This is a genomic window from Micromonospora sp. GCM10011541 (genome assembly GCF_042650725.1).
GTDB lineage: Bacteria > Actinomycetota > Actinomycetes > Mycobacteriales > Micromonosporaceae > Micromonospora > Micromonospora sicca.
On sequence record NZ_JBHSBP010000058.1, the window covers coordinates 1 to 12,814 of the forward strand.

14 protein-coding genes are annotated in these 12,814 nt (G+C 72.4%); 10 read left to right on the forward strand and 4 right to left on the reverse strand.

Going from position 1 to position 12,814, the window contains the following annotated elements:
- A partial coding sequence (locus ACFOYX_RS25505) for a VOC family protein (protein WP_377534089.1) occupies positions 1–168 on the reverse strand: 168 nt, incomplete at its 3' end.
- Positions 169–173: 5 nt separating this feature from the next.
- Entirely contained in the window at positions 174–623 is a 450-nt protein-coding gene (locus tag ACFOYX_RS25510) for a helix-turn-helix transcriptional regulator (protein WP_322439337.1), read from the reverse strand.
- 81 nt (positions 624–704) lie between these two features.
- On the opposite strand from ACFOYX_RS25510, the gene ACFOYX_RS25515 reads away from it, so the two are divergent.
- The 3 genes from ACFOYX_RS25515 (at position 705) to ACFOYX_RS25525 (ending at position 3,058) form a co-directional block, all read left to right on the forward strand.
- Positions 705–1,523 carry a TIGR04222 domain-containing membrane protein gene (locus ACFOYX_RS25515; protein ID WP_322439338.1) on the forward strand — a complete coding sequence of 273 codons (819 nt, stop codon included), beginning with the start codon at positions 705–707 and terminating at the stop codon, positions 1,521–1,523.
- Between the two features lie 65 nt (positions 1,524–1,588).
- Positions 1,589–2,188: a GNAT family N-acetyltransferase gene (locus ACFOYX_RS25520; RefSeq protein WP_322439339.1), complete on the forward strand. Its 600-nt coding sequence runs from the start codon at positions 1,589–1,591 to the stop codon at positions 2,186–2,188.
- Positions 2,189–2,842: 654 nt separating this feature from the next.
- A complete protein-coding gene (locus tag ACFOYX_RS25525; protein WP_322439340.1) occupies positions 2,843–3,058 on the forward strand; it encodes a hypothetical protein in 216 nt (71 codons plus the stop codon).
- 8 nt (positions 3,059–3,066) lie between these two features.
- Here ACFOYX_RS25525 and ACFOYX_RS25530 read toward each other — a convergent pair whose 3' ends face one another.
- Both ACFOYX_RS25530 and ACFOYX_RS25535 read right to left on the reverse strand, forming a co-directional pair.
- Positions 3,067–4,233 carry an enolase C-terminal domain-like protein gene (locus ACFOYX_RS25530; protein ID WP_322439341.1) on the reverse strand — a complete coding sequence of 389 codons (1,167 nt, stop codon included), beginning with the start codon at positions 4,231–4,233 and terminating at the stop codon, positions 3,067–3,069.
- A 29-nt stretch (positions 4,234–4,262) separates the two neighbouring features.
- A complete protein-coding gene (locus ACFOYX_RS25535; RefSeq protein WP_322439342.1) occupies positions 4,263–5,291 on the reverse strand; it encodes a LacI family DNA-binding transcriptional regulator in 1,029 nt (342 codons plus the stop codon).
- A gap of 184 nt (positions 5,292–5,475) precedes the next feature.
- Between ACFOYX_RS25535 and ACFOYX_RS25540 the strand changes: the two genes are divergently transcribed.
- The 7 genes from ACFOYX_RS25540 to ACFOYX_RS25570 all read left to right on the forward strand — a co-directional run bounded on the left by ACFOYX_RS25540 (position 5,476) and on the right by ACFOYX_RS25570 (position 12,416).
- Complete coding sequence (locus ACFOYX_RS25540; RefSeq protein ID WP_322439343.1) at positions 5,476–6,354, forward strand: ABC transporter permease; 879 nt, start codon at positions 5,476–5,478, stop codon at positions 6,352–6,354.
- Between the two features lie 16 nt (positions 6,355–6,370).
- On the forward strand, positions 6,371–7,387 hold the full coding sequence (locus ACFOYX_RS25545) for an ABC transporter substrate-binding protein (RefSeq protein ID WP_322439344.1): 1,017 nt from the start codon (positions 6,371–6,373) through the stop codon (positions 7,385–7,387).
- Between the two features lie 5 nt (positions 7,388–7,392).
- The gene (locus ACFOYX_RS25550; RefSeq protein WP_322439345.1) at positions 7,393–8,214 is read left to right on the forward strand and encodes an ABC transporter ATP-binding protein; all 822 of its coding nucleotides are present in this window, start codon (positions 7,393–7,395) and stop codon (positions 8,212–8,214) included.
- A 25-nt stretch (positions 8,215–8,239) separates the two neighbouring features.
- Positions 8,240–9,391, forward strand: a complete 1,152-nt coding sequence (locus ACFOYX_RS25555) for a Gfo/Idh/MocA family oxidoreductase (RefSeq protein ID WP_322439346.1) — start codon at positions 8,240–8,242, stop codon at positions 9,389–9,391.
- The gene (locus tag ACFOYX_RS25560) at positions 9,388–10,551 is read left to right on the forward strand and encodes a dihydrodipicolinate synthase family protein (RefSeq protein ID WP_322439347.1); all 1,164 of its coding nucleotides are present in this window, start codon (positions 9,388–9,390) and stop codon (positions 10,549–10,551) included. Before ACFOYX_RS25555 ends, ACFOYX_RS25560 begins: the two co-directional genes overlap by 4 nt.
- Positions 10,548–11,399 carry a sugar phosphate isomerase/epimerase family protein gene (locus ACFOYX_RS25565; RefSeq protein WP_322439348.1) on the forward strand — a complete coding sequence of 284 codons (852 nt, stop codon included), beginning with the start codon at positions 10,548–10,550 and terminating at the stop codon, positions 11,397–11,399. The genes ACFOYX_RS25560 and ACFOYX_RS25565 overlap by 4 nt, the downstream gene beginning before the upstream one ends.
- Before the next feature lie 513 nt (positions 11,400–11,912).
- Entirely contained in the window at positions 11,913–12,416 is a 504-nt protein-coding gene (locus tag ACFOYX_RS25570) for a hypothetical protein (protein ID WP_322439349.1), read from the forward strand.
- The last annotated feature ends 398 nt before the right edge of the window (positions 12,417–12,814 follow it).

Genomic DNA, 12,814 nt, shown 5'->3' on the forward strand with positions numbered 1-12,814 from the left:
CAGGAGGATGGACGTGTCGGGCTGGTCGGCGGGTCCGACCGTGATCCAGCGCATCTTGCCCTGGCCGACGTCGTTGCGGACCTCGAAGCCGAGGGTGTCGCGGTAGAAGGCCAGGGAGGCGTCCGGGTCGGTGTGCGGGAGGGAGCTGGTGTGAATGGTGATGTCCATGGCAGTCACGCTAGGTGCGGCTCGGCGGCCGGCGCTTCTCGATTCCTGACCGGTCTGGTCACCTGCTTCGCCACGCACGGCGGCATCCCCGCCGTCGCACGCGCCGCCTGGTCCCGATAGACGCTGGGCGGCACACCGACCAACTCGGTGAAACGAGTGCTGAAGGTGCCCAGCGACGCGCAGCCGACCGCAAAACAGACCTCGGTGACGCTGAGGTCACCACGACGCAGCAGCGCCATCGCGCGCTCGATGCGTCTCGTCATGAGGTAGCCGTACGGCGACTCCCCGTAGGCGCGCCGGAACTCGCGGCTGAGGTGCCCGGCCGACATGTGCGCGCCGCGGGCGAGCGCCTCGACGTCCAGCGGCTGCGCGTACTCCCGGTCGATCCGGTCCCGGACGCGGCGCAGCCGGGCGAGGTCGCTCAGTCGCTGCGCCGCAGCAGGTCTGCTGGTCACCTGCCAGATCGTGCCACATACGGCGCCCCGAGTGTGCCGGCGACGAGGCTGGCCATCGTCAGAGGAGTCACACTTGTCGCCATGCTCTGGGGTGTCAGCGGTCCACTCTTCCTCTTCGACTATGTGGCGGCGGTCGCCGGGGCGCTGGCCGTCGCCCTGTCGATCAGAACGCTCACCGGCTGGCGTACCCGGGGGGAGCCGCTGACCACCGTCGAGCTGGCGTACCTCACCGACCGGGCCGGGCTGGCCTGCCAGGTCGGCGTGGCGGCGCTGCGCCGGGCCGGCGCGGTACGCCGGGGTGAGCTGTCGACGCTGTCGGTCGACGGTCCGCCCCCGGCCGGCTCGGCCCCGCTGGTCCGGGCCCTGCACGCCGCGCTGCGCAGGCCACAGACCTGGGCGGCCGTGCTCGCCGACCCCGCCGTCGGGCGGGCCCTGCGGCGGCTGGTCGGCCGGCTGGTCCGCGACGGCTGGCTGCTGACCCCGGCGCAGCGGCGGCGGATCGCGCTCGGCACCCTGCCGGTGTTCGCGGTGGCCGCGGTCGGGGTGACCCGGCTGGTCGACAGCGCGGTCGAGGGGCGTACGGCCGGCGGCCCCGCGTCGGTGGCCGGCCTGCTGCTCTGCTGCCTGGCCACGGCGTTGACCGGCTGGTGGCTGTGTGAGGTGCCCGAGACCGGGTCGGCCGCCCGGCGGCTGCTGCGCCAGCACCGCCGCGCCCACGCCGACCTGAACCCGGAGCGCCGGCCGGCGTGGAGCGAGCGCGGCACGGACGAGCTGCTCACCGGGATGGCGCTGTTCGGACCCCGCCCGCTGCTCGCGGTCGACCCCCGGTTCGCCGAGTTGGTCGGCGTCGACGCCGAACGCACCCGGCCGGCCACCCGGGTCCCCGCCCGGCGTCGGTGATCCGGCCGCCGACGGTCGCGGCAGGCGGGTCCCGGGCGGCGCCGACGGCAGCCTAGAGTCGGCCCGTGCCGCTGCTCGTCGGACCCGCCGTGCCGCCCGGGTGGATGGCCGCGTCGCCGCAACCCCGGATCGCCGCCGAGGGCCTGCTGCTGCGGCCCTGGCAACCGGCGGACCGCCCCACCGTGGTGGCCGGTTACGCCGACCCGGCCATCCAGCGCTGGCACTGCCGATCGATGACCGACGGCGAGGCGGCGGACTGGATAGCCGCCTGGCCGGGCCGGTGGCGCGGCGAGACCGGCGCGGGTTGGGCGATCGTCGACGCCGACCGGGTGGTCGGGCAGCTCAGCCTGCGCCGGGTCGTCCTCGCCGAGGGCCTGGCGGAGGTGTCGTACTGGGTGCTGCCGGGCGCGCGCGGCCGGCGCGTCGCCCCGCGGACGCTGGCCGCGCTCGCCGAATGGTGCTTCGGGACGCTGCGGCTGCACCGTTTGGAGCTGAGCCACTCGACGGCCAACCCTCCGTCGTGCCGGGTGGCGCAGCGCGCCGGCTTCGCCGCGGAAGGCACGAAACGCGGCGAGGGGTACCACGTCGACGGTTGGCACGACATGCACCTGCACGCCCGCCTCGCCGGCGACGACGCGACCGGCGCGACCACGTCGACCGGGTGACCGGCCGGCCGGCGGGCAGGTTACCGGTCGACGACGGCGCCGTCGGGGAGCCGCGGCGGGATGCCACGGTGCACACCACGACCGGATGCGGCAGAGTGGCAGCCGACGTCCGCGCCGGGCGCCGGACGAGGAGAGCAGTGGCCGTGGAACGTACGACCGGGGTGGTGTTCCCCATGGCCGACGGCACGCGCAGCACGTCCGCGCTCGGCCGCGCCGTCGTCGCCGACGCCCTGCGCGCCGTCGACCCGGTCGGCGCGCGGTCGGCCGAACACGAGACCAACTGGCGGCACGGCTACCTCGGACACTTCCGCCGCCTGGTCGAGGCGGGGCTGCTCTCCCGCGAGGCGGCGGTGACCGTCGCCCGCGACGGGCTCGCCTCCCTGCACGCCCGGATGCGGGTGGTCCCGGACGACGGCCCGGAGACCGCGCTGGACGAGGTCTTCACCGCCCCCGCGGGGCCGGCGTTGCACACGGCCACCGTCACCGGCACCGGCGCGGCCGAGCGGGAACTCTCCCTGCCCTACCGGGGGCAGCGGCTGCGCGGCGACGACCTGCGCCGCCGGCTCGACGCCTGGGTCACCGCCGGCGTCGTCGAACCGTCCTGCGCCGAAGCGGTACGCGCCGTCCTGGCCACCCCCGAGTGGCTCGACCTGCGTGACCAACGAGGTGTTCGAACCCGCCACCAGCAACACGCTGATGGCCGCGCTGCTGGTGCACGACCTGCGCACCGGCGGCGGCCCGGCGCACGCCCACCCGTGGCAGGACGAGGCGTACGCCGCGGCGCACGGTGGGCTGTGGCGGGTGCCGTACGCCCCGCGCAGCGCCCTCGGCCTCGCCGTCCTGCTCGGTCTCGGGGCCGCACGCGGCTGACCGGCCGGCTACCTGTTCAGCACGTCCACGGCGAGGTCCCGCACCACCGACTCGTCGACGTCCACGCCGAGTCCGGGGCCGGTCGGTACCCGGGCGACCCCGTCGCCGACCTCGACGGTCGCGCCGGTGGCGTACGACGAGGTCACGAACTGGCGTCCGTTGAGGTCCACGGGCGTGTCGATGCCGTACGCCGAGAACAGGTGCAGCGAGGCGGCGAGGCCGAGGTCGGAGTCGGTGAGCCCGGATCCCATCAGCCGTACCCCGCTGTCCTCGGCGAGCGCGCAGAGCCGGCGCGACAGGGTCAGGCCGCCGCTGCGCTGCACCTTCGCGATGGCCACGTCCACCGCGTCCAGCTTGACGAAGGTGGCCAGGTCGCTGGGATGGCGCAGGCTCTCGTCGAGCGCCACCGGCACGGGCGACGCGTCCCGCAGCCGCCGCAGCCCGGCGATGTCGTTGGCGGGCAACGGCTGCTCGAACGTGGTGACGTCCAGGTCGGCCAGGCGGCGGGCCACCCGCAGGGCGGCGTCGACGGTGTACCCCTGGTTGGCGTCCACCCACAGCGCGGCGTCCGGCGCGGCGGCCCGGACCGCGCGCACCACGGCCACGTCCTCGGCCTCGGTGTGCAGCCCGACCTTCACCTTGAAGGCCCGGTATCCGAGGGCGCGTCCCTCCGCCACGCAGTCGGCGACCTCACCGGCGGTCTGCCCGGAGACGATCCAGCCCAACGCGATGGTCTCCCGGCGGCGCTGGCCCCACAGCATCCCGACCGGCACGCCGAGCGCCCGGCCGAGCAGGTCGTGCAGCGCGACGTCGACGGCGCACTTGGCCAGGGGCGCCCCGATGGTGAAGCCGCGGTTGACGGCCCGGTCGAAGGCGGTGGTCACCCCGTCGAGGTCCCAGCAGGAGCGGCCGAGGACCGCCGGCGCCAGGTAACGGTCGATGGTGGTGACGATGGATTCCGCGGTCTCGTAGGTCCAGGCCGGGATGGGTGTCGCCTCACCCCAGCCGGTGACGCCGTCGGCGCTGACCTTCACCAGGACGCGGATGCTGGGGGTGCCGGCGACCGCGACCGACCCGCCGGACACGCCGAAGGAGCGCACGGTGGGCAGGGCGACGGCGTACGTCTCGACGGAGTCGATCGTCAGTCCGGCCAGCGCGGTGGCGGGAAGGGTCACGGAGCCGCCTTTCGGTGCGGAGGTCGTCGTCAGGTGAGCTTCGCGGTGCTGGCTCGGATGACCACCTCGCCGCCCATCCGGTGGATCCGGCGGCGCCGCCCGGTGTTCTCGGTGAGCGCGAGTTCCATCGCCTTCTCGCCGAGCTGCTGCAGCGGCAGCGCCACCGTGGTCAGCGGCGGCGTGAGGTCGCGGACGGCGGGGATGTCGTCGAAACCGGCGACGGACACGTCGTTCGGCACGGACAGGCCGTGGTCGCGCAGGGCGGCGCAGGCGCCGATGGCCATCACGTCGGTCAGCGCGAACACGCAGGTGGCCTCCAGCCCGCGGGCCAGCAGCTCGCTCATCGCGCCGTAGCCGCCGTCGCGGGTGAAGGGGCCCTCGACGATGTCGGTGGCGGCCAGGGTCACGCCGGCCTTCTTGAGCTCGTCGCGGAATCCGCCGAGCCGGTCGGCGACCGTGGTCAGCATCGGGGGGCCGGTGAGGACCGCGAACCGGCGGTGTCCCAGTTCGAGCAGCGCGCGGGCCATGGCGGCGGCCCCGGCCCGGTTCTCCGGCAGGACGCTGTCGACGCGCAGGCTGCGGTGCCTGCTGACCACCGCGACGCGGCCTCCGCCGTCGAGGTAGGGCTTCAGCTCGGCTTCGAGGGCCCGTTCCCACCGGGGGTCCTCGAAGCCGGAACCGATGAGCAGGATGGCGGGGGCCCGCTCGGCGCGCAGCATCGACACGTATGCGATCTCGCGTTCCGGGTCGCGGAACGTGCTGGCCAGCATCACCAGCAGGTCGTTGTCCCCGGCGACCCGCATGACCCCGCCGGCCACGGCGGCGAAGTAGGGGTCGCTGACGTCGTGGCAGATGACGCCGACGGTGCGGTGGGAGGCGCCGGCGAGGGCCCGGGCGTGCGCGTTCGGCGTGTACGCCAGCTGCTCGGCCGCCGCCAGCACCCGGTCGCGCAGGTGCGGGGTCACCCGGGTGCCGTTGAGTGCCCGGGAGGCCGTGGCGAGCGAGACGTCGGCGGCTCTGGCCACGTCCTCCAACGTCACGTGCGTCCGTGGCTGCATCGAGTCTCCCCTGCGGAAGTTCTTGACCGGATTATTTCGGCGTGGTTACCGTAGCAGCCTGAAAGCGCTTACTGAAAGCGCATTCAGAGCCGGGCGGACCCCCCTCCCCGGCTCGCCGACGGCACGCGCCTACCCAGCGGCTGTGAACCCGGGATCGCCGGCCAGCCAGGGAGAACGGAGGGTCATGGCCGCGCAGAGCACCATCGAGCACCGGGAGCGGCCGGCTTCCCCCAGCGGTCCCACGTCGACCGCGCGCCGCCCGGCCGGGGCGGGGACGGCCGTGGCCCGGTTCGTCCGCAAGACCTGGCGCCCGGCCGCCGTCCTCGTGGCGATCTTCGTCGTCTGGTGGGCGGTGACCGCCGCGAACCTCGTCAAGCCGTACCTGGTTCCCTCGCCCGGCAGGACGCTGGACGTCGTCCTGGCCCAGTCGGGCTACTTCGCGCACCACACCTGGATCACCAGCTACGAGACGGTGCTGGGCTTCGCGATCGCGATCGCGGTCGGTGTGCTGTCCGCCGTCGTCATGGTGTACTCCCCCACGATCGAGAAGAGTCTCTACCCCCTTCTGCTGTTCGCGCAGGTCATTCCGAAGATCGCCATCGCGCCGCTGTTCATCGTCTGGCTGGGCTTCGGGCTCACGCCGAAGATCGTCGTCGCGGTCCTGATGGCCTTCTTCCCCATCGTCATCTCGACGGTCACCGGCCTGAAGTCGATCGACCCCGAGATGCTGCAACTGTCGGCCACGATGGGCGCGGGTCCCGCCCAGACCTTCCGGAAGATCCGGTTCCCCGCCGCGCTGCCGCACCTGTTCGCCGGCCTCAAGGTCGCCGCGACGATGGCCGTCACCGGCGCGGTGGTGGGCGAGTTCGTCGGCGCCAACGAGGGCCTCGGCTACGTCATCCTCCAGGCCAACGGCAACCTCGACACCCCCATGCTCTTCGCCGGGCTGCTCATCATGTCGCTGCTCGGCGTGGTCCTGTTCGTGGTCGTGGAACTGCTCGAGTACTTCGTCCTTCCCTGGCACGCAAGCCGCCGTACCGACGCCGTTACGACGTCGCTCTGAATAGGAGAAACCTCGCATGAAGTTGCGCACCCTCGCCACCGCGCTCATGCCGGCGCTGTTGCTGGTCGCCGCCGGCTGCGGCTCGGACTCGGGCGAGCAGGCCAAGAACGCTCAGGGCCTCGACAAGGTCACCCTGACTCTCAACTGGTACCCCTACGGCGAACACGCGCCGTTCTACTTCGGCAAGAAGCAGGGCATCTTCGCCAAGCACGGCATCGACCTGACCATCCAGGCCGGCCAGGGCTCGCAGAAGACCGTCCAGGCCACCGCCGCCGGTCAGACCGACTTCGGCTGGGCCGACACGCCCGCACTGCTGTCCGCCGTGAGCCAGGGGATGAACGTCAAGAGCGTCGGGGTGTTCCTCCAGACGACCCCGTCGTCGGTGCAGTTCTTCAGCGACAAGAACATCAGCTCGCCCGCCGACCTCAAGGGCAAGACCATCGCATCCACCGCCGGCGACGCGCTGAGCAAGACCTTCCCGGCCTTCCTCAAGGCCAACGGCATGAGCCCGACCGACGTCACCCTGCAGAACACCGACCCCGCCGGGAAGATGGCCGCCGTCATGTCGGGCAAGACCGACGCGCTGCTCGGCTTCGCCACCGACCAGGGGCCGACGATGCAGGAGAAGGCCGGCAAGCCGGTCTCCTACCTCAAGTTCGCCGAGCACGGCCTGACCTTCTACAGCAACGGCCTGCTCGCCTCCGGCGACACGATCAACGGCAAGAAGGACCTGGTCAAGCGGATGGTCGCGGCCAGCAGCGAGGCCTGGTCCGTCGCCCAGGGCAACCCGAGCGGCGCGGTGGAGGCCATGCGGGGCGCCTCGCAGCAGCTTCCCTCGACGAAGGTCCTCACCGACCAGTTCAACGCCACGCTCCAGCTGCTGCACACCGACGCCACCAAGGGCCAGGCCCCGGGCGTCAACGACGAGTCCGACTGGAACAAGACCATCGGCGTCTTCGCCGACGCCGGTGTCATCACCAAGGCGGAGTCGCCGGCGACCTACTGGGACGCGAGCTTCGCGCCGAAGGGATGACCTCGATGACGGTCGGAAACACCGCCACGCAGCGGCCCACGGACGCCACGGCGACCGGCGCCGCGGTCGACATCGATCAGGTCGCCGTCCGCTTCCACACCAAGAAGAAGGACGTCACGGCGCTCACCGACGTCTCGCTGCGCATCGAACCGGGCGAGTTCGTCTCGATCGTCGGCGCCTCCGGCTGCGGCAAGTCGACCCTGCTGAAGCTGGTGTCCGGCCTGCTGCGGCCCTCGTCCGGCCAGGTGCGGCTGCACGGTGAGGAGGTCCGGGGGCCGCGGCGCGACATCGGGTACGTCTTCCAGCGGGCCGCCCTGCTGGAGTGGCGCACGGCGCGGCGCAACATCCTGATCCAGGCCGAGATGCGCCGGATGCCGAAGACCCAGGCACGACAGCGCGTCGAGGAACTGATCGCGATGACCGGCCTGACCGGCTTCGAGGACGCGTACCCGAACGAGCTGTCCGGGGGGATGCAGCAGCGGGTGGCCCTGTGCCGCGCGCTGCTGCACCGCCCCCCGGTGCTGCTCATGGACGAGCCGTTCGGCGCGCTCGACGCGCTCACCCGCGAGCAGATGAACGTCGAGCTGCGCCGGATCTGGCGGGAGACCGGCACGACCGTGCTGCTGGTCACCCACTCCATCGCGGAGGCCGTCTACCTGGCCGACCGGGTGATCGTCATGACCCCTCGCCCCGGCACCGTCGCCGAGGTCATCAACGTCGACCTGCCGGTCGAGCGGGACTACGGGCAGACCATGGCCGCGCCGGAGTTCGCCCGCGCCACGGGCCGCATCCGGGACCTGCTCGGAGCGACGACGACCGCCGAATAACCACCGGACCTGGAAGGACACACACGTGGAGCGCACGTCTATCGGGATCATCCTCAACGGCGTGACCGGACGGATGGGATACCGGCAGCACCTCGTCCGGTCCCTGCTCGCCATCCGCGAGCAGGGCGGCCTGCCCGCCCGCGACGGCAGCCGCATCTGGCCCGAGCTGACCCTGGTGGGCCGCAACGAAGCCCGGCTCGCCGAGATCGCCGCCCGGCACGGGCTGACCTCGTACACGACGGACCTGGACGCCGCGCTCGCCGACGAGTCCCACCAGATCTACTTCGACGCCCAGGTCACCGGGCAGCGGGAGAAGGCCATCCGGGCGGCCATCGAGGCCGGCAAGCACATCTACACCGAGAAGCCCCTCGCCGAAGGGCTGACCGGTTCGCTGGAACTCGCCCGGCTCGCCGCCGCGAAGGGCGTCAAGAACGGCGTCGTGCAGGACAAGCTGTTCCTCCCCGGGCTGCGCAAGCTCAAGCGGCTGGTGGACAGCGGGTTCTTCGGCCGGATCCTGTCGGTACGCGGCGAGTTCGGCTACTGGGTGTTCGAGGGTGACTGGCAGACCGCCCAGCGGCCGAGCTGGAACTACCGGACCGAGGACGGCGGCGGCATCGTCGTCGACATGTTCCCGCACTGGCACTACGTGCTGGAGCAGATCTTCGCCCCGGTGACCGCCGTGACCGCGCACATCGCCACCCACATCCCCGAGCGCGTCGACGAGAACGGCCAGACCTACCGGGCGACCGCCGACGACGCCGCGTACGGCATCTTCGAGCTGGCCGGTGGCATCACCGCGCAGATCAACTCCTCCTGGGCGGTGCGGGTGTACCGGGACGAGCTGGTCGAGTTCCAGGTCGACGGCACCCACGGCAGCGCGGTCGCCGGCCTGCGCGACTGCCGCATCCAGCACCGCGGCGCCACGCCGATGCCGGTGTGGAACCCGGACCTGCCGGCCACCGAGGACTTCCGGTCCCAGTGGCAGACCGTCCCCGACAACGAGGACTTCGACAACGGCTTCAAGGTGCAGTGGGAGGCGTTCCTGCGGCACGTCGTCGAGGACGAGCCGTTCCCGTGGGACTTCCTCGCCGGCGTCCGCGGTGTGCAGCTCGCCGAGGCCGGCCTCCGCTCGGCCCGGGAGGGACGGCGGGTCGAGATCGAGGAGATCGGCCTGTGACCGCCGGCATCTCCCTGCCCGGCGTGGACGGCGCCACCGAGCGGCTGACGCTGCGCGAGCCCGCCGGTTGGCAGCGGCCCGCGGCGCCGGCGAGCAGCCGGATCGCGTACGCGGCCGCGCACGTCGTCGCCGACCCGTACGCCGACAACGCCCCCGGCCGGCCCGCCCGGCTGGACTGGGACGCCACCCTCGGCGTACGGCGCAACCTCTGGTCGTGGGGGCTCGGCGTCGCCGAGGCGATGGACACCGCGCAGCGCGGGATGGGGCTCGACTGGGCGGCCACCCGGGAGCTGATCCGGCGCAGCGCCGCCGAGGCCGCCGCGTGCGGCGGGCGGATCGTCGCCGGGGCGGCCACCGACCAGCTGACCGGCGTGCCGCGCAGCCTGGAAGAGGTGGTCGCCGCGTACACCGAGCAGGTCGCCTTCGTGCAGGAGTGCGGCGCGACCGCGGTCGTCATGGCCAGCCGGCAGCTCGCCGCCCTGGCCACCGGCGCGGACGACTACCTGCGCGTCTACGATCAGGTGCTGTCGCAGACCACGGCGCCCGTGGTGCTGCACTGGCTCGGCGACATGTTCGACCCGGCGCTCGCCGGCTACTGGGGCTCGGCCGACCTCGACGCGGCGACGAAGACGTTCGTGTCGCTGGTGCAGGCCCACGCCGACGTCGTCGACGGCGTCAAGGTGTCGCTGCTCGACGCCGACCGCGAGGTCCGGCTTCGCGAGCTGCTGCCGGCCACCGTCCGCGTCTACACCGGCGACGACTACCACTACCCGGAGCTGATCGCGGGCGACGACCGGCGCTTCAGCCATGCGCTGCTCGGCGCCTTCGCGGCCATCGCCCCGGCCGCGTCGGCGGCGCTGCACCGCCTCGACGCCGGCGACCGGACGGGCTTCCGGGAGATCCTGGACCCCACCGTGCCGCTGTCGCGGCACGTCTTCGCCCCGCCGACGCAGTACTACAAGACCGGCATCGCGTTCCTGTCCTGGCTCAACGGCTTCCAGCCCGGGTTCACCATGGTCGGCGGGCTGCACAGCGGCCGCAGCATGCCGCACCTGGTGCAGGCGTTCCGCCTCGCCGACGCCGCCGGCCTGCTGCTCGACCCCGACCTGGCGGTCGAGCGGATGCGCCGGTACCTGTCGGTCGCCGGGGTGACCGCGTGACCGCCGCGCCGCCGGCGGTCGACCCCCGCCTGGCGCACCTCTCGCTCAACCAGCGCACCACGAAGTCGTGGTCGGTACGCGAGGCCGTCGAGGGCTGCGTCCGCGCCGGCATCCCGGCGATCGGGCTGTGGCGCGAACCGGTGGCCGAGATCGGCGTCGCCCGGGCCGCGAAGATCGTCGCCGACGCCGGGATGCGGGTGTCCTCGCTGTGCCGCGGCGGGTTCCTCACCGCCACCGGCCAGGCCGGCCGCGCGGCGTTGGACGACAACCGGCGCGCCGTCGACGAGGCGGCCGGCCTGGGCACGGACTGCCTCGTCATGGTGGTCGGCGGCCTGCCGGCCGGCTCCCGCGACCTGCGCGGCGCCCGTCAGCGGGTCGCCGACGCGCTGGCCGAGCTGGCCCCGTACGCCGGGGAGCACGGCGTACGGCTGGCCCTGGAACCGCTGCACCCCATGTACTGCGCCGACCGGGCGGTCCTGTCGACCCTGGGGCAGGCGCTCGACCTCGCCGAGCAGTTCCCGGTCGACCAGGTCGGGATCGTCGTCGACACGTTCCACATCTGGTGGGACCCCGACGTGTGGCGGCAGATCGCGCGGGCGGGCGAGCGGATCGCCAGCTACCAGGTGTGCGACTTCCTCACCCCGCTCCCGGCCGACGTGCTGCTCGGCCGCGGCATGATGGGCGACGGGCACATCGACTTCCCGCCGTTCACCCGCGCGGTCGCCGAGGCCGGCTACCGCGGCGACACCGAGGTGGAGATCTTCAACGCCGAGGTGTGGGCCACCGACCCGGACCAGGTGCTGGCCACGATGAAGGACCGGTACCTCCAGCTCGTCCTCGCGGACTGATGCGCGTCCTCGTCGCGCCCGACTCGCTCGCCGGCCAGGTGACCGGGGCCGGTGTCGGCGGCGGTGTCGCTGGTGGAGCTCGCCGGCGGGGTCGACGCGGCGCTTCGAGACCTGGCGCGGTGGTTGACCGAGGCTGGTGCAGTACTGGCCGACCGGCTCGCCGCCGGGTGACCACCCGTCCTCCTCCAAGCTGGATCCACGCATTGCCTAACGCAAGCCCTACCTCGAAGCTGTCGCAAGCAGGAGAGTCCAACGTAGTCCGCTTCCTAACAGAGCACCTCAGCAAACATCGAAGTTGGCGTCCGACCGGCGTAGACCTCAGGGCGGGCTCGTTTGTCCTAATTGGGTGACCCGTCGAGGTCGATCGCAAACCCCACAAACACGGCAGGTGGTCCTCGTGGGTACCGCCCGGCGCCGTCTCGGTCGCGAACGCCAAATCCATCCCGATGGCATCGGCGTAGCCGAGCCGACCATGCTGCGATATGGTGTCGGCCTGCCGACCCGAGGTGTGCCATGACCCACCCCGTACCCGCGAGCCCGGCACCGACAGTGACGGTCGATGTCCGACTGGCCAACCTCGCTGACCTGGACGGCCTGAGGTACGTCGGCGCTGCGGTACCCGGTTCGGTTGTTGCCCGGTACCTCGAGGCGCTGAGGCGCCAGGTCGGCGCCGACAGGCTCGCGGAGTTGACGGCCTGCAAGGCCCGGCGCGACGGCCCTGCCACGTACCACGTCACCGCAGTCTCGCCGCCAGATCTGCGCGTCGACGTCACGGCGGCTTGGGCGCGGATGGTGCGACGCCCCGGACTGGCCTCGCTGCACCTGTACGGCATCGGATCGCTGCGCACGGACACCGCTGTCACGTACTACATCATCGCCGACTCACCCGCGATCCAGGCGCTGCGTGCGGAGACCGGCCTGCCGCCGGCCACGCTGCACGTGACGCTCGGCTTCACGCCGCACGACATCTACGGCCGCCCGAAGGGCAGCGACACGCATCTCTTCGGGCTCAGCTGACCAGTACCCGGGCACCGTCAGTACGAGCAGTTGATGAGGTCGCACCCCGAGTTCAGGCGCACGGCTGGGCAGACGTGTTTTGTCAATGCAAAGCGCAACGTCGCTCGTTCCTGTGTGGGCGATCTGCGACGGGACCTCGTGTCGCGACGCTGGGGAGTGTCGGTGGGGCGCGTTAGGTCTGGCGGGCGCCAGAAGCCCCGCAGCCACGGGCGCGCGGGGCGACGGGCTACGGGGCTTTTCTTGATTCGCCCGAGAACATACCCGGGAAAGGTCGCCGACGGCCGACGATGACGCCGCCGAGCGACGCACCTCAAGATCCAATCCAGACTCGCGTACCACCAAGCACTCCTGCAGATCGAAGCGCCCCGAGGTTGCCGCCAGCTACGCCACGCTCGTTC

Excerpts from the sequence above, each read along its gene's own strand:
- ACFOYX_RS25535 (WP_322439342.1), bottom strand. The coding sequence starts at position 5,291 with ATGCAGCCACGGACGCACGTGACGTTGGAGGACGTGGCCAGAGCCGCC.
- ACFOYX_RS25540 (WP_322439343.1), top strand. The coding sequence starts at position 5,476 with ATGGCCGCGCAGAGCACCATCGAGCACCGGGAGCGGCCGGCTTCCCCC.
- ACFOYX_RS25515 (WP_322439338.1), top strand. The coding sequence starts at position 705 with ATGCTCTGGGGTGTCAGCGGTCCACTCTTCCTCTTCGACTATGTGGCG.
- ACFOYX_RS25545 (WP_322439344.1), top strand. The coding sequence starts at position 6,371 with ATGAAGTTGCGCACCCTCGCCACCGCGCTCATGCCGGCGCTGTTGCTG.
- ACFOYX_RS25550 (WP_322439345.1), top strand. The coding sequence starts at position 7,393 with ATGACGGTCGGAAACACCGCCACGCAGCGGCCCACGGACGCCACGGCG.
- ACFOYX_RS25570 (WP_322439349.1), top strand. The coding sequence starts at position 11,913 with ATGACCCACCCCGTACCCGCGAGCCCGGCACCGACAGTGACGGTCGAT.